This window comes from Amycolatopsis australiensis (assembly GCF_900119165.1).
Classification (GTDB): Bacteria; Actinomycetota; Actinomycetes; order Mycobacteriales; family Pseudonocardiaceae; genus Amycolatopsis; species Amycolatopsis australiensis.
In genome coordinates this window covers 6,946,758-6,961,879 of sequence record NZ_FPJG01000006.1, presented here as the reverse complement: position 1 = coordinate 6,961,879, position 15,122 = coordinate 6,946,758, and the positions used below count along the sequence as shown (strand labels likewise).

Genomic DNA, 15,122 nt, shown 5'->3' with positions numbered 1-15,122 from the left:
GGAAACGGGCCGCTGCGCGAGGTCGGGGAAAACTCGCGCAGCGGCCCGTCGTGGCTCGTGCTCAGCGGGGGCAGTGAGCACGAACGCCTGGGGTTACCTCGCCGCGGCCGGTGCGGGTTCCGGCCGGCGCTCCTCGTCGACCATCGTCGCTTCGTCGAACGGCGCCTGCCCGGCGAACACGCGCCGGGCCTGCTCGCGGTCGAACTCTTTCGTCCAGTTTCCGATGAGGACGGTCGCGACGGCGTTGCCGGCGAAGTTGGTCAGCGCGCGGGCCTCCGACATGAACCGGTCGATGCCGAGGATGAACCCGACGCCGTTGACCAGCTCCGGCCGGTGCGACTGCAGGCCGCTGGCCAGGGTCGCGATGCCGGAGCCGCTGACGCCCGCCGCGCCCTTCGACGCGATGATCATGAACACCAGCAGGCCGATCTGGGCGCCGATCGACAGCGGCTCGTCCTGCGCGGCGGCGACGAACAGCGTCGCCATCGTCAGGTAGATCGCCGTGCCGTCCAGGTTGAACGAGTACCCGGTGGGCACGGTGATGCCGACGACGGACTTGTCGACGCCCAGGTGCTCCATCTTCGCGATCAGCCGCGGCAGCGCCGACTCCGACGACGACGTCGAGAGGATCAGCAGGAACTCGCGGCCGAGGTAGCGCAGCAGATGCCAGATGTTCACCCGCGCGCCGAGCCACAGCACGATGCCGAGCACGACGAACACGAACACCAGGCAGGTCACGTAGAACCCGATCATGATCACGGCGAGGCTCTTCAACGCCGCCCAGCCGGTCGCGCCGACCACCGCGGCGATCGCGCCGAACGCGCCGATCGGCGCGGCCCACATGATCATCGCCAGCACCCGGAACACCAGCCGCTGGAGGTGCTCCACCCCGCGCAGGATCGGCGCGCCCTTCGGGCCCAGCTTCTGCAGCGCGAACCCGACGAGCAGCGCGACCAGCAGCGTCTGCAGCACCTGGCCTTCGGTGAAGGCCGAGACGAACGTCTTCGGGATGATGCCGAGCAGGAAGTCGACCGGGCCTTCGGCCCCGCTGGCGGACTTCTGGACGCTCTTCACGTCGGCGGGGTTGAGGTGCAGCCCGGTGCCCGGGTGCAGGATGTTGCCGACGACGAGCCCGATCGCGAGGGCGAAGGTCGACATGACGATGAAGTAGCCGAGCGCGAGCACGCCCACCTTGCCGACCTTGGCCGCCTTCGCGACCGAGCCGACGCCGATGACGATCGTGCAGAAGATGATGGGGGAGATCATCATCTTGATCAGGTTGACGAAGCCGTCGCCGAGGGGCTTGAGGCCCTTGGCGAAGCCGGGGAAGAGGAAGCCCACGAGAATCCCGAGCAGGACCGCGACGATCACGGCCAGGTACAGGTAGTGGGTCTTGTCCCGCCGGCGCGGGGCCGTGTCGGGGGTCGGTGGGGTCGGCACCGTTGCCTCCAGCTCAGGGGTGTTCCAGGTTGCGGCACACTGTAGGCGCACTCCGGTGATCCGGCTCACTTGTGTTCATTGAGTTCGCGCCCGCCTGCACCGTCCCCTTCGGACACCGGAGCGGGCGTGTGCTGGTATGAGGAGGTGTCCCCGACGTCGCGGTCCCGCTGGAGCCTGGCCCGCCAGCTGCTGGTCCTGCAGCTGGCGATGCTCTGCGTGCTCGCCGGCGCCGGGATCACGTTCGCCTGGCTGGACGCGCGGCGGGCGGTGGAGGAGAACGCGCGCGACCAGGTCCGCGCGATCGCCGAAGCCGTGGCCGACGCGCCGACTGTTGCTTCCGCGGCCGGGTCGGCGAACCCGAGCGCGACGCTGCAGCCGTTCGCGGTCCGGGTGCAGGCCGACACCGGCGTCGACTTCATCACGATCATGAGTCCGGACGGGATCCGCTACACCCACCCGAACCCGGCGCTGATCGGGCGCCACTACATCGGCACGATCGAGCAGGCGCAGCGCGGCCAGGAGCACACCGAGACCTACACCGGCTCGCTCGGCCCGTCGGTGCGCACGGTCGTCCCGGTGTTCGGGCCGGGACAGCGGGTGGTCGCGCTGGTCGCCGTCGGGATCACCGTCGCGGCGATCACGGCGGAGCTGCGTGAACGGCTCTGGCCCTTGTTCGGCGTCGCCGGCGCGGTGCTGGTCGTCGGTGTGCTCGGCGGCTGGCTGATCAGCGCCCGGCTGCGGCGCCAGACCCGCGGGATCGCGCCGGACGAGCTGAGCAACCTCTTCGAATACCACGAGGCCGTGCTGCACTCGGTCCGCGAAGGTGTGCTGCTCGTCGGCCGGGACGGGCGGATCCGGCTGTGCAACGACGGTGCGCGCACGCTCCTCGGGCTCGACACCGACCCGGTCGGGCGCGACCTGGCGTCCCTGGGACTGCGGGACGAGCTGGCGCACGCGCTCACGTCGGCGGAGCACCGCGCCGAGGAGCTGCACCTGACCGACTCCCGCGTGCTGCTGGTCAGCACGACCGCGGTGCGCTCGGGCGGCCGCGCGCAAGGCACCGTCGTCGTCCTGCGCGACCACACGGAACTGCAGACGCTGACCGGCGAACTGACCACCGCGCGTGGCCTGGCCGAGGCGCTGCGATCCCAGGCGCACGAGGCCGCGAACCGGCTGCACACCGTCGTTTCCCTGGTGGAGATCGGCAAGCCCGAGCAGGCCGTCGAGTTCGCCACGGCCGAGCTGGCGTTCGCCCAGGAGCTGACCGACCGGGTCGTCGGCGCCGTCGCCGAGCCGGTGCTCGCCGCGCTCCTGCTCGGCAAGGCCGCCGAGGCCAGCGAGCGCGGGGTCGAGCTGACCATCACCCCGGACACCGTGATCGACGACGTCTCGCCCGGCATCGAGGCCCGCGACCTGGTGACCATCCTCGGCAACCTGATCGACAACGGCCTCGAGGCGGCCGTGCGCGGCACCGGCCACCCGAAGGTCGTCGTCACCGCCCGCTCCGGCGAGGACGGGCTGCTGCTGCGCGTCGCCGACTCCGGGCCCGGCGTGCCCGAGGACGTCGACGTGTTCCGGCGCGGCTGGTCGACCAAGGCCGGGGACGGCCACGGCCTCGGGCTGGCGCTGGTCGGGCAGGCGGTGCGCCGCTACGGCGGCACGGTCGACGTCGGCCGGGACACGGGCGCGGTGTTCACCGTGCGGCTGCCGCGGCAGGAGGCGGACCGGTGATCCGGGTGCTGGTGGTGGAGGACGAACCAGTGGCCGCGGAGGCGCACCGCGTGTACGTCGAACGGCTGCCCGGGTTCTCGGTCGCCGGAGTCGTCCATTCCGGCGGCGAGGCCCTGCGGTTCTGCGAACGCGAGCCGGTCGACCTCGTGCTCCTCGACTTCTACCTACCCGACACGCACGGCCTGGCCGTGTGCCGCTCGCTGCGCGCGGCCGGGCTGCCGATCGACGTCATCGCCGTGACGTCGGCGCGCGATCTGGGCCTGGTGAAGGCCGCGGTCTCGGCCGGGGTGGTGCAGTACCTGCTGAAGCCGTTCACCTTCGCCACCCTGCGCGAAAAACTGGAACGCTACGCGGAATTCCGCGACGCCTCCGGCGAAGTCACCGGCCAGGCCGAGATCGACCGCGCCCTCGGCGCCCTGCGGACCACCGAGCAGCCACCCCTGCCGAAAGGAATGAGCGTCCAGACCCTGGAAGCGATCCGCGACGCCCTTTCCGGCGCCGCGGAAGGACTTTCGGCCGCCGCGGCGGCGAGCGCGATCGGCGCGTCCCGCGTCACGGCCCGCCGGTACCTCGAGTACCTGGCCGACAACGGATTGGCCCAGCGCGAACCCCGCTACGGCCAGGTCGGCCGCCCCGAAGTCTGGTACCGCCTGACCCACGTATAACGACCTATACATGGGCCTCACGCACACCGGTGCCTCGGGCGGCGGCGGGTGGCAGGATCACGGCATGGAACGCGTGCTCGGCATCGGCGGCTACTTCATCCGCGCGGCGGACCCGGCGGCCCTGGGGGCCTGGTACCGGGACTGCCTCGGCCTCGAGCTCGACGCGACCGGCGTCTGGCAGCAGGAGGCGGGCCCCACCGTCTTCGCGCCCTTCGAAGCCGAGACGGACTACTTCGGCTCCCGGACCCAGCAGGTCATGCTCAACTTCCGGGTCCGCGATCTCGACGCCATGCTCGCCCAGCTGCGGGCCCGAGGCGCCGAGGTGGCCGACGACGTCCAGGACATGGCCGGCGTCGGCCGCTTCGGCTGGGTCACCGACCCTGAGGGCAACCGCGTCGAGCTCTGGCAGCCCGCCTAGCTGGAGTGCCCTGTGAGGTTGTCGACGCGGGTGATGGGTGGTTTTCCGTCGAGTGGGGTGTGGGCGCGGTGGTGGTTGTGGCGGTTCAGGAACTGTGGCAGTGCTTTGGCGCGGTGGTGTGAGCTGGTGAAGGGTTGGGCGTAGGCCCATTCTTCGGTGAGGGCGGTTTGGGGCCGGTAGCGGCGGGTGCAGCGCGGTTCGGCGCCGAGGCGGTGAGGGCGCGGTGAGGGCGTCGCGCCAGGCGTGGGAGCGACGGCAGGTCAGGGCGTTGTCGGTCATGACCCGTTCGATTCGGTCGTTGCCCAGTTCGGCCAGGGCGGTGGCGGCGCGGCGGAGGAAGCCGGCGCAGGTGGCGGCGGTTTCGGCGGGGTGGATGTCGGCGTAGGCGAGGCGGGTGTGGTCGTCGATGGCGCAGTGGACGTACTCGTAGCCGACGCGGGTTCCGTAGCGGGCGCGTCGGCGGACGCGGTGGACCGTCGAGGCGTGCAGGTCGAGGATCCCGGCGATGCGGGCCGGGCCCAGCCTGCGGGTCCGGCGCAGGTCGATGATCTGCTGCTCGGTTGCCGCGGGGATGCGGGTGGGTGAGTGCTGGGGCTTGCTGGAGCGGTCACGCAGGCCGGCCTCGCCGTGCTCGCGGTAGCGGCGGACCCACTTGTGGCCGGTGGCGCGGGAGATACCCAGCTCGGCGGTCACATGGGCGACCGGGCGCCCAGCGGTGACACGGTCGATCAGTAACCTGCGGCCGGGCAGGGTCAACCGGGCAATGCGGTGGGGCACGAAGACTTCCGTTGTGTTCGGTGATGGCCTCAGACACCAGCACCGCACACGGAGGTCTTCGTCATGATCAACCCGACGCGCCGCTCAACCGTCAACAACGTCCATGGTCTCTACACCTAGCGCGGCCGGCCCGGCACGCCCGGCCGGGTCTGCCAGGGCAGCGGGCCGTCCAGCGGGCGGTACTCGACGCCGAGCGCGTCCAGCCGCGGCAGGTGGTGGTCCCGCAGCCGGGGCAGGAACTCGGCGTAGTCGCGGGGTCCGCTGCTCCACGCGGCCTCCGCGAACGCCGACAGCCGCGGGAAAGCCATGTAGTCGACGCGCCGGACGCTGTCCAGGTGCTCGCTCCACACCTGGGCCTGCACGCCGCGCAGCCGCGGCTCGGTCAGCGCCGGCTCGTAGGCGTACACGTCCTCCAGGGTGTGGACCCAGCCGACCGGGATCGGCTCGTCCGGGTGCGCGGACTGCCGGTGGTCGAGGTAGACGTGCTGTTCCGGGCACATGACGACGTCGTGCCCGGCTTCGGCCGCGCGCAGGCCGGCCGCCTCGTTCTGCCACGAGCCGATGACCATCGGGGGCAGGTCCGGGACGTCGAGGACCTCGTCCCAGCCCATCGGCGTCCGGCCGCGGGCCAGCAGGTGCTCGGCCAGCAGCCGGACGAACTCGCGGTGCTCGCCGGTCGCGCCCGGGGTCTCGTCGCCGCCGAGGGCGATCACCGGGGACGGGAAGATTTCCAGCAGGTGGTCGAACACCGCGCGGAAGAAGTCCAAAGTGGATTTCGTGGGCGAGAGCAGGGAAGTGCTGATGCCCCAGGAGGTCCAGACTTCGTACGACGACGAAGTCCCGAGCGCGGGATAGGCCGCCAGTGCCGCGCGCGCGTGCCCGGGGATGTCGATCTCCGGCACGACGGTGATCGCCCGCGCGGCCGCGTAGGCGACGATCTCCCGCAGGTCGTCGCCGGTGTAGAAGCCGCCGTGCGGGCGGCCGTCCTGGGCGCCGCCGCTGCCGGTCATCGACGACGGCCGCCAGCCGCCCACCGACGTCAGCCGCGGGAACCGCGGGACGTCGAACCGCCACCCCTGGTCGTCGGTGAGGTGCAGGTTCAGCACGTTCAGCTTGTGCGCGGCCAGCAGGTCGACGAACCGCAGCACCTCGGCCTTGGTCCGGAAGTGCCGGGCGACGTCCAGCAGGCACCCGCGCCAGGCGAAGCGGGGGTGGTCCTCGACCACGCCACACGGCACCGAAAGCCCACTGTGGATGGACGCGGCGCGGAACGCGTCCGGGCCCACGAGCTGGCGCAGGGTCTGGCGGCCGTGGGACTCCCCGGCCGCGTCGGCGGCGAAGAGCCGGATCCCGCCGGGGTCGATCTCCAGCCGGTAGCCCTCCGCCGGCAGGTCCGCCGGGCGGACGTCCACCGGGGACGGCCACGGGCACGACCCGGGCAGCGGCGTCACCGAAACCGGCCGGGGGAGCAGCGTGTCGAACATGTCAGCCCTTCACGGCGCCGGCCATGCCGGACACCAGCCGTCGTTGCACGAGGACGAAGAACACCAGCACCGGGATGGTCATCAGCGTCGAAGACGCCATCACCGCGCCCCAGTCGGTGTCCTCCGGCTTGAAGAACACGAGGATCGCCTGTGGCAGCGTCTGGTTCTCGGTCTTGGAGATGATGAACGTCTTGGCGAAGAGGAAGTCGTTCCAGGCGTGGATGAACGCCAGCACGCTGACCGCGACCAGCCCGGGCGCCACCAGCGGGAACAGGATCTGCCAGGTGAACCGCATCCGGGACGCGCCGTCGAGCTTCGCCGCTTCTTCCAGCTCGGCGGGCACCGCGGCGACGAACCCGCGCAGCATCCAGATCGCGAACGGCAGGCTGAACGCCAGGTGCACCAGCACCAGCGAGCCCAGCTCGTTCAGCCCGAACGCCGGCACGACCCCGCCGATCTGGCGCATCAGGAAGAACAGCGGGATGGTCAGCGCCTCCACCGGCACCATCTGGGCGACCAGGATCATCACCAGCAGCACGGTCCGGCCCTTGAACGAAAACCGCGTCAGCGCGACCGCCGAGAGGAACGACAGCAGCAGCGAAAGCACGACGACGACCAGGGCCACCATCAAGCTGTTGACGAAGAACCGCCCGAAGCCCGACACCGTGAGCACGCGGGAGAAGCTGTCGAGCGACGGCGAGAAGGTCCACGGCTTCGGGTTCGCCGACTGGATCTCGCCCGCCGGCTTGAACGCCGACAGCAGCATCCAGTACAGCGGGAAGGCGACGATCCCGGCGATGACCACGGTGACGACTTCGGCGACGAGGCGTCCCGGACGCTTCACAGCCATGCCGCGCTCCGGCGCTGCGACCGGACATAGAGCCCGGTGACCGACAACAGCAACAGCGTCATCACGACTCCGATCGCCGAGCCCAGGCCGTACTCCTGCCCGGCGAAGGCCTGCTGGTAGGCGTAGACGTTGAGGACGAGGTTGCGCCCGGCGACGCCGCCGCCGTTGGTCATCACGTAGATCTGGGTGAACACCTTGAAGTCCCAGATGATCGACTGCACGGTCGCGATCACCAGCAGCGGCCGCACCATCGGCAGCAGGATCGACCACGTCGTCCGCCACGTCGACGCGCCGTCGAGCGACGCGGCTTCGCGCACCTCGTCCGGCACGCCTTTGATCCCGGCGTACATCGTGACCAGCACGAACGGGAACGAGCACCAGATCACCTCGGCCGCGACCAGCCCGAAGGCGCCGAGGGTGCCGAACGTCCACGAGTGGTGCTCGAAGGGCAGCCCGAGCCCCGAGAGCACCTCGTTGACCAGGCCGAAGTCCGTGTCGAAGAGGAACAGCCAGACGTAGGAGCCCGCGATCGCCGGCGTCGACCACGCGCCGAGCGCGGCCAGGAACAGCAGCGCCCGGGGGAGGGCCCGCACCCGGCTCGCCAGCACGGCCAGCCCGGTGCCGGCGATCAGCGAGCCGATGACGCAGGCCGCGGCGAACCCGACCGTCTTGCCCAGCACGGTCCAGAACTGCAGCTGGGACAAAAGGTCGGTGTAGTTCGCGAAGCCGAGGAACACCAGGGGCGCGTTGCCCGCGGCCTGTGGCTGGCCGTAGTCGTAGAACGAGATCAGGACCAGCTGGTAGATCGGGTAGGCCAGCATCGCCGCGAGGAGGATGCCGGCCGGGGCGAGGTAGAGCGCGGCGGCCCGGCCGTCTCCCCGCCGCCGTCGCGGCGCCCGGGCGGGCACCGCGACGGGCCGGGTTTCCCGGACGGTCACCACTAGCCGAACGCCTTGTCCATCGCGGCCGCCGCGTCGGCCAGCGCCGCGGACGGGTCCTTCCCGCCGGTCGCGATCTGCTGCACGGCCGTCGGCAGCACGTTCTGGCTGTCGATCTTCGACCACGCCGGCGTCGCGGGGACGAACTTGGTGCCCGCCTTCAGCGTGTCGACGAACGGCTTGAGGAACGGGTCGTTCGCCGCGAGTTTCCGCTGCACGTTGCCCAGCGTCGGCAGGTTGCCCATCGCGGTGTACATCTTCTCCTGGTACTTCGCGCCGCCGAGCAGCTCGGCGAACTGCACCGCGAGGCTGCGGTGCTTGCTCGCGGCGAACACGCCGAGCAGGTTGCCGCCGGCGAACGCGGGGGCGATGCTGCCCGCGGTCGTGCCCGGGATCGGGACCACGGCGTACTTGCCCTTCACCGCGCCCTGGTCGACGGCCTTGCGGTTGAAGTCGCCGCCGATGGTCATCCCGGCCTTGCCGCCGGCGAACGCCGTGACGCTCTGGGAGCCGGTGAGGTTCGCGCACTGGGCGGGCGGGCAGATGTCGTCCTTGAGCAGGTTCGCGTACTGCGTCACGCCGGCCTTGGCCTTGTCTTCGGTCACCGCCGACTTCCACTTGCCGCCGCTTTCCTGCGCCAGCTCACCGCCGTTGGCCCAGAGGAACGGCAGCATCGCGTAGGTGTACTTGCCGCCGACGGCGATGCCGTAGAGGTCCGGCTTGGCGGCGCGGATCTTCCGGGCGCTCTCGGTCAGCTCGGCGAGTGTCGCGGGCGGCTCGAGGCCCAGCTCGGTGAAGACGTCCGTGCGGTAGTACACCGCGCGGATGCCGGTGTACCAGGGCAGGCCGTAGGTCTTGCCGCCGGACTTCGCGGTGTCGAGCACGGTCGGGATGAGGTCCTTGCCCTCGCTCCACGACGCCAGGTCGCCGGTCAGGTCGGCCAGCGCGCCGGTGGCGGCGTAGCCGGCGACGTCGGTGTTGCCGAACTCGGCGACGTCCGGGGCGTTGGCCGGGTCGTTGAAGGCGCCGGAGAACTTGTCGGCGCGGCCTTCGACCGGCACCCACTGGACGTCGACCTCGACGCCCTGGTGGGCCGCCTTGAACTCGGCGATGGCGTCCTTGACCGCGGCCTCCTTCGGGGCGCGGTTGGCTTCGTCGAACAGCCAGACGCGGACGGTGCCGGTCTTGTCGTCCCCGCCGGCGCCCGCGGGCGCGGACTGGGTGGGGGCGCAGCCGGCGAGCAGGGCCAGCCCGGCTACGACGGGCAGCGTGCGGCGCAGTCTCACAGGAAACCTCCAGTGGGGCTCAGGCGAAATAGACCGAGTTGACGCTGCCGACGGCGAGCGAACCCGCGGCCGCGCCGGGCAGGCCGGTGGCCGGGTCGCGGGGCAGCCAGGTGACGGTGCCGGAACGCTGGTTCGACACGTAGAACCAGTTCTCCGCCGGGTCGAGGGCCACGTGCCGCGGCCAGTTGCCGCCACTGGACACAGTGGACACGAGCTGCAGCGAGTCCCCGGAGACGGCGAACGTCGCCAGCGTGTTCGGCCCGCGGACGGTGGCGTAGGCGAGTTTTCCGTCCTTTGCCAGGATGATCTCGCCGGGGTACAGGTCGCCCGTGCTTCCCGGCGGCACGGCCGGGACGACGGAAAGCGCCTTCAGCCGGCCGGCGGCCGCGTCCCAGCTCGCGACCGTCACCTCCGGGCGCAGCTCTTGCAGGATGTAGGCGAACGTCCCGGTGCGGTCGAACGCGAGGTGCCGTGGCCCGGCGCCGGCGGGCAGCTTCAGCTGCTGGTGCAGCGAAAGCTTGCCGGCCGCGAAGCCGTAGACGTACACCGAGTCCGCGCCGAGGTCGACCGCGAGCACCCAGCGCCCGGTCGGGTCGCCGACGACCTGGTGGGCGTGGGCCTGCCCGGAGTCGGCGTGGTGCGTCACGAGGTCCGTGGCCGCGCCGAGCTTGCCGCCGGGCAGAATGGGCAACACGACGACGCTGCCCGAGCCGTAGTTCGCGGCCAGCACGTACTTCCCGCTCGAATGCACGCTCAGGTGCGTCGGCGCGGCGCCTTTCGACGAGACTTTGTTCAGCAGCTTGGGTTTCGTGACGTCGGCGATGTTGAGCGCCGAGACGTACCCGGCCGGGTCGCCTTCGTTGGTGACGTACAGGGTCTTGCCGTCGGCGCTGCGGCCGAACCACGACGTGTCGGTGATCCCGGGCACCGTGCGGACCGGGTTCAGCGCGGGGCCGGTCCGGGTCGTGACGTCCAGGCCGTGCCCGGTCGCGCCGGTGGTGTAGCTGCCGATGTACACGGTGGCTCCGGCGATGCAGCCCGCGGAGGTGGTGGCCGCGGACGCGGACGGCGTGCCGAGAACGGTCGCGGCGCCCGCGCCCGCAGCGGCGCCGAGGAACGTGCGACGGGAAAGTCCGGTCATCGTCATTGTCTCCCAACGGTTTCGGCGGCGGACTGCCCCAGTATGGTCTAGACCACGGCCATGAGCAATGCCGAAACCCCGAAACCGGACAGGGAAAGCACGGTTTCCAGCACCGTCCACGACCGGAGGGTCTGCGGCACGGTGAGGTTGAAGTAGCGCGAAACGATCCAGAACCCGCCGTCGTTGACGTGGGAGGCGATGATCGACCCGGCCGAGATCGCCATCACCAGCAGCGCCAGCTGCGCCTGCGAATAGCCGAGCTGGGCGACGGTCGGCGCGACGATCCCGCTCGTCGTCACGATGGCCACGGTCGCCGAGCCCTGCGCGATCCGCATCCCGCAGCTGATGACGTACGCGGCGAGCAGCACCGGCAGCCCGGCGTCGTGCAGCGAGTCGGCCACGGCCTTGCCGATCCCGGTGGCCGAGAGCACCGCGCCGAAGAAGGCGCCCGCGCCGACGACCAGCAGGATCATCGCCACCGGCCGCAGCGACTTCGCGGCGAGTTCGTTGAGGTCCTTGCCGGTGAACCCGCGCCGCAGCCCCAGCAGCCAGGAGGCGAGCAGCACCGCGACGGTCAGCGCGACGGCCGGGGTGCCGATGAACGCGGCGGCACCGGCGAGCGCGGAGCCCTTCGACAGCCAGATGCTGCCGAACGTGCCGGCCAGGATCAGCACCAGCGGCACCGCGATGATCGCGGCGACCAGGCCCAGCGACGGCGGGTTCTCCTCGCGCTCGCCGTCGTCCTCGGCGACGATCATCTCCGCGGGGACGCCGACGTCGATCCGCTTGCCGATCCAGGTCGCGTACAGCACGCCGCCGACGAGGAACGCGGGGATGCCGCAGGCCAGGCCCATCAGGATGATCCAGCCGAGCTCGACGTGCAGCAGCCCGGCCGCGGCCACCGGACCCGGGTGCGGCGGCAGGAAGGCGTGCGTGATCGACAGGCCCGCGATCAGCGGCATCGCGTAGAGCACCAGCGAGCGCTTACCCTGCTTCGCCGCGACGTAGACCAGCGGCGCCAGCACGAAGATGCCGATGTCGAAGAACACCGGGATGCCGAAGATGAACCCGGCGGCACCCATGGCCAGCGGCGCCCGTTTCTCGCCGAACGCGCGCAGCAGCGCGCCGGTCAGCACCTTCGCCCCGCCCGAGCGTTCCAGGATCGACCCGAGCAGCGTGCCGAGCCCGATGATCGCCGTGATGTGCCCGAGGATGCCGCCGAATCCCTTCTCCAGCAAGGAGTCCGACGACTTCTGCGCGGTGCCGACGATCGTGCCGACCGGCAGGCCCGCGGCCAGCGCGGTGAGCAGGCCGACGACGATCAGGGCGATGAACGGCTCGACCTTGAGCTTGACGATCAGCACCAGCAGGACGGCGATCGAGACGGCGGCGAGCGTGAGCAGCCCGCCCGTGGTGTGTTGCAGCCAGTGGATCATCGGGCTCTCCGGGGGTTGCGCAGGGAGTGGCCGGCGAGGGCGCCGGTGGGACGGCCGTCGTCGAGCGCGGCGACGCCGTTGACGAAGACGTGGGCCAGGCCCGCAGCCGGTCGGCGCGGGTCGTCGAAGGTGGCGGTGTCGGCGACCGTGTCCGGGTCGAACAGCACCAGGTCGGCGGCGTACCCGGGCCGGACGAGCCCGCGGTCGGCCAGCCGCAGCCGCCGCGCGGCCCGCCCGGTCAGGTGGGCGACGCACTCGGCGAGGTCCAGCACGCCCAGTTCGCGGACGTACCGGGCCAGGTAGCGGGGGAACGTGCCCCACGCGCGCGGGTGCGGCCGCGCGCCGACGAGCAGGCCGTCGCTGCCGCCGGTGTGCGTCCGGTGCCGCATGATCGCCCGGACGTTCTCCTCGTGCCCGACGTGCATCAGGCACGACGTGCCGAGTTTCTCGTCCAGCAACGTGTCGAAGTACAGCTGCGCGGGGGCCACCGCGGCGTTCGCGGCCGACGCGGCGACGCTGCGCCCGACGAGGTGGGCGTTGCGGTCGTGGCGGACGCCGTTGATTTCGATGGCGTCCCAGTCGATCGGGACGCCGTGCGCACCGTCCGAACCGGACTCTTCGATGGCCGCGCGGATCCGCTCCCGTGTGTCCGCATCGGACAGCCGGGTCAGGGTGGCGTCGAGCCCGCCTTCGGTGGCCCAGCTCGGCAGCAGGGCCGAGAGGTAGGTCGCGCCGGGCAGGTACGGGTAGGTGTCGAGCGTGATGTCACAGCCGTCGTCGAGGGCGTCGTCCAGCAGCTTCAGCAGCTCCGGTGCCTTGCCCTTGTTGACCGAGAAGTTCATCGTCGCGTGCGCGAGATGCAGCGGGCAGCCGGACCGGCGCGAGACGTCGATCATCTCGGCGAACGCGTCCAGTGCGCCCTTGCCGTAGCTGCGGTGGTGCGGGCTGTAGAAGCCGCCCAGCTCGCCGACCACCCGGCACAGCTCGACCAGCTCGTCGGTCCCGGCGTACATCCCCGGCGTGTAGGTGAGGCCGGACGACATGCCCATCGCGCCCTCGCGCAGGCCCGTCGCGACCAGCTCCTTCATCCGGTCCAGCTCGGCTTCGGTGGCCGGGCGGTCGTCCCAGCCGACGGCGAGCATCCGGACCGTGCCCTGCGGCACGAGGTAGGCGGCGTTGACGGCGATGCCCCGGTCGAGGCGGTCCAGGTACTCGCCGACCGAGCGCCAGTTCCAGTCGAACCCGGGCGGATCGTCGTTCCAGCCCGCGAGCTGCTGCCGCAGGGCCGCCAGGACCGTGTCGTCGACCGGGGCGTAGGACAGCCCGTCCTGGCCGAGCACCTCGGTCGTGACGCCCTGGGTGATCTTGGCCGGGTGGTCCGGGTTGGCCAGCAGCTGCAGGTCGGAGTGCGAGTGCATGTCGATGAACCCGGGCGCGAGCACCAGGCCGCCGGCGTCGATCGTCCGCCCGCCGGTGAGCGAGCCGGGCTCGGCGACGGCCGCGATGCGCTCGCCGGTGATCCCGACGTCGTGCCGGGCGAGCGGGCCGCCGGTGCCGTCGGCCACCAGCGCGCCGCGGAAGACGACGTCCATCAGAACCACGTCCGGACGTAGCCGGCGACGGTTTCGCCGTCGGCCGCGGTCACCGGCAGCAGCGGCCACTTGTCGAACACCGTGCACGGGTGGGACAGGCCGAGCCCGATCCAGTCGCCGACCTCGACCGGCGACCCCGGTGGCAGGGTCAGGAACGCGTGCTGGTCGTTCATCTTCGCGACGACGTGGCCGTCGAGGGGCTCCGCGGGGCCGTGCGCCGTCCGGCGCAGCTGCGGCTCGGGCATGCCTTCGTCGAACGACGCGTCGCGCTTGCCGAGGGTCAGCAGCGCGAGGTCGTCCGCCGGCTTCGACGTCACCTGCGCCCAGGCGCGCAGCGCGGGCCGGAACGACTCGACGCCCTCGATGCGCGGGTGGTCGCCCAGCGGCGAGATCTCGCGGTAGAAGCCGTCGTCGTGGGTGACGTACGCGCCGCTGCGCAGCACCGGCAGCACGTCGAGCCCGTCCGGCCACGGCTTGGTCAGCTCCTGGGCCACCCGGTCGAAGTACGCGCTGCCCCCGGCGGTGACGATGATCCGGCCGTCGAGGAGCCCCTGGTCCGCGAACGAGATCGCGAGGTCGCGCAGTCCGTCCACATAGGAGCTGATCTTGGCGAGCGCGGCTTCGTCGGTGTCGTGGGACAGTGCGCCTTCGTAGCCGCCGGTGCCGCGCAGCCGCAGGGCCGGGCTCGCGTGCACGGCTTCGGCGACAGCCAGCGCGGTCGCGGTGTCGCGGACCCCGGTGCGGCCGCCGTCGGCGCCGAGTTCGACCAGGACGTCCACCGGGCGCTCGCTGCCGCGCAGTGTCTCGGTCATCAGCTCGACACCGCGGACCGAATCCACCCAGCAGACGAATTCGAAGCCGGAGTCCGCCGCCAGCTCGGCGGCCAGCCAGCGGAGCCCGCCCGGGTCGAGCAGCTGGTTGGCCAGCAGGATCCGGGACACGCCGAACGCGCGGTAGATCCGCAGGTGCCCGGCGTTGGCACAGGTGATGCCCCACGCGCCGTGCTCGATCTGCCGCGCGAACAGCTGCGGCGCCATCGTGGTCTTGCCGTGCGGCGCCAGCACCACCCCGCGGGCGGCGCACCACGCGGCCATGGTCCGCAGGTTGTGTTCGAGCGCCTCTTCGTCGAGCACGACGAACGGCCCGAAGAACCCGTCGGCGAACAGGTTGAGCCGGCGCTGCCCGGCTTCGGCGAGGGTGAGCCCGGCCAGCGCGGGCGCGGCCGAGCGGAAGCGCCAGTCGATCCGCTCCTGGCGGAGGGCTTCGAGCGCGGCGGGGTCGATCAGGCAAGGATTCATCGGCGGCGACCTCTGTTGCGTATGTTGCAACGACTGTTGCGTATATTGCGCGCCATAGGTGTAGCA

12 protein-coding genes and 1 pseudogene are annotated in these 15,122 nt (G+C 71.4%); 3 read left to right on the top strand and 10 right to left on the bottom strand.

The annotated features are described in order from the left end of the window. Nucleotides 1-93: 93 nt before the first annotated feature. Entirely contained in the window at nucleotides 94-1,440 is a 1,347-nt protein-coding gene (locus BT341_RS33835) for a cation:dicarboxylate symporter family transporter (RefSeq protein WP_072480111.1), read from the bottom strand. 207 nt (nucleotides 1,441-1,647) lie between these two features. Here BT341_RS33835 and BT341_RS33830 point away from each other — a divergent pair, with 207 nt between their 5' ends. The 3 genes from BT341_RS33830 (at nucleotide 1,648) to BT341_RS33820 (ending at nucleotide 4,254) form a co-directional block, all read left to right on the top strand. Beyond that, nucleotides 1,648-3,171 (top strand): ATP-binding protein, encoded by a 1,524-nt coding sequence (locus tag BT341_RS33830; RefSeq protein WP_084743289.1) that lies wholly within the window; start codon nucleotides 1,648-1,650, stop codon nucleotides 3,169-3,171. Further along, nucleotides 3,168-3,836, top strand: coding sequence for a response regulator (locus tag BT341_RS33825; RefSeq protein ID WP_072480109.1), 669 nt, complete (start codon nucleotides 3,168-3,170; stop codon nucleotides 3,834-3,836). Before BT341_RS33830 ends, BT341_RS33825 begins: the two co-directional genes overlap by 4 nt. 64 nt (nucleotides 3,837-3,900) lie before the next feature. Next, complete coding sequence (locus BT341_RS33820) at nucleotides 3,901-4,254, top strand: VOC family protein (RefSeq protein ID WP_072482331.1); 354 nt, start codon at nucleotides 3,901-3,903, stop codon at nucleotides 4,252-4,254. On the opposite strand, the pseudogene BT341_RS33815 reads toward BT341_RS33820, so the two are convergent. From BT341_RS33815 to BT341_RS33775, 9 genes and pseudogenes are all read right to left on the bottom strand, one after another. Next, a pseudogene (locus BT341_RS33815) lies at nucleotides 4,251-5,031 on the bottom strand (helix-turn-helix domain-containing protein). The gene BT341_RS33820 and the pseudogene BT341_RS33815 sit on opposite strands and share 4 nt — an antisense overlap. Nucleotides 5,032-5,147: 116 nt before the next feature. Beyond that, nucleotides 5,148-6,515 (bottom strand): beta-N-acetylhexosaminidase, encoded by a 1,368-nt coding sequence (locus BT341_RS33810; RefSeq protein ID WP_143168736.1) that lies wholly within the window; start codon nucleotides 6,513-6,515, stop codon nucleotides 5,148-5,150. Nucleotide 6,516: 1 nt separating this feature from the next. Next, entirely contained in the window at nucleotides 6,517-7,365 is an 849-nt protein-coding gene (locus BT341_RS33805; RefSeq protein WP_143168735.1) for a carbohydrate ABC transporter permease, read from the bottom strand. After that, nucleotides 7,356-8,306 carry a carbohydrate ABC transporter permease gene (locus tag BT341_RS33800; protein ID WP_072480107.1) on the bottom strand — a complete coding sequence of 317 codons (951 nt, stop codon included), beginning with the start codon at nucleotides 8,304-8,306 and terminating at the stop codon, nucleotides 7,356-7,358. The genes BT341_RS33805 and BT341_RS33800 overlap by 10 nt, the downstream gene beginning before the upstream one ends. Continuing rightward, on the bottom strand, nucleotides 8,306-9,589 hold the full coding sequence (locus tag BT341_RS33795; RefSeq protein WP_072480106.1) for an extracellular solute-binding protein: 1,284 nt from the start codon (nucleotides 9,587-9,589) through the stop codon (nucleotides 8,306-8,308). The genes BT341_RS33800 and BT341_RS33795 overlap by 1 nt, the downstream gene beginning before the upstream one ends. A 19-nt stretch (nucleotides 9,590-9,608) precedes the next feature. Then, a complete protein-coding gene (locus BT341_RS33790) occupies nucleotides 9,609-10,736 on the bottom strand; it encodes a lactonase family protein (protein WP_072480105.1) in 1,128 nt (375 codons plus the stop codon). A 41-nt stretch (nucleotides 10,737-10,777) separates the two neighbouring features. Then, nucleotides 10,778-12,166, bottom strand: a complete 1,389-nt coding sequence (locus tag BT341_RS33785) for a GntP family permease (protein WP_072480104.1) — start codon at nucleotides 12,164-12,166, stop codon at nucleotides 10,778-10,780. Next, nucleotides 12,163-13,758, bottom strand: coding sequence for an N-acyl-D-amino-acid deacylase family protein (locus BT341_RS33780; protein WP_072480103.1), 1,596 nt, complete (start codon nucleotides 13,756-13,758; stop codon nucleotides 12,163-12,165). The genes BT341_RS33785 and BT341_RS33780 overlap by 4 nt, the downstream gene beginning before the upstream one ends. Beyond that, nucleotides 13,758-15,056 (bottom strand): amino acid deaminase, encoded by a 1,299-nt coding sequence (locus BT341_RS33775; RefSeq protein WP_072480102.1) that lies wholly within the window; start codon nucleotides 15,054-15,056, stop codon nucleotides 13,758-13,760. Before BT341_RS33775 ends, BT341_RS33780 begins: the two co-directional genes overlap by 1 nt. Nucleotides 15,057-15,122: the final 66 nt, after the last annotated feature.

What these genes read in the sequence shown, in the direction of transcription:
- BT341_RS33830 (WP_084743289.1), top strand. Translation starts at nt 1,648, where the DNA reads ATGCTCTGCGTGCTCGCCGGCGCCGGGATCACGTTCGCCTGGCTGGAC.
- BT341_RS33820 (WP_072482331.1), top strand. Translation starts at nt 3,901, where the DNA reads ATGGAACGCGTGCTCGGCATCGGCGGCTACTTCATCCGCGCGGCGGAC.
- BT341_RS33810 (WP_143168736.1), bottom strand. Translation starts at nt 6,515, where the DNA reads ATGTTCGACACGCTGCTCCCCCGGCCGGTTTCGGTGACGCCGCTGCCC.
- BT341_RS33805 (WP_143168735.1), bottom strand. Translation starts at nt 7,365, where the DNA reads ATGGCTGTGAAGCGTCCGGGACGCCTCGTCGCCGAAGTCGTCACCGTG.
- BT341_RS33790 (WP_072480105.1), bottom strand. Translation starts at nt 10,736, where the DNA reads ATGACGATGACCGGACTTTCCCGTCGCACGTTCCTCGGCGCCGCTGCG.
- BT341_RS33785 (WP_072480104.1), bottom strand. Translation starts at nt 12,166, where the DNA reads ATGATCCACTGGCTGCAACACACCACGGGCGGGCTGCTCACGCTCGCC.
- BT341_RS33780 (WP_072480103.1), bottom strand. Translation starts at nt 13,758, where the DNA reads ATGGACGTCGTCTTCCGCGGCGCGCTGGTGGCCGACGGCACCGGCGGC.
- BT341_RS33775 (WP_072480102.1), bottom strand. Translation starts at nt 15,056, where the DNA reads ATGAATCCTTGCCTGATCGACCCCGCCGCGCTCGAAGCCCTCCGCCAG.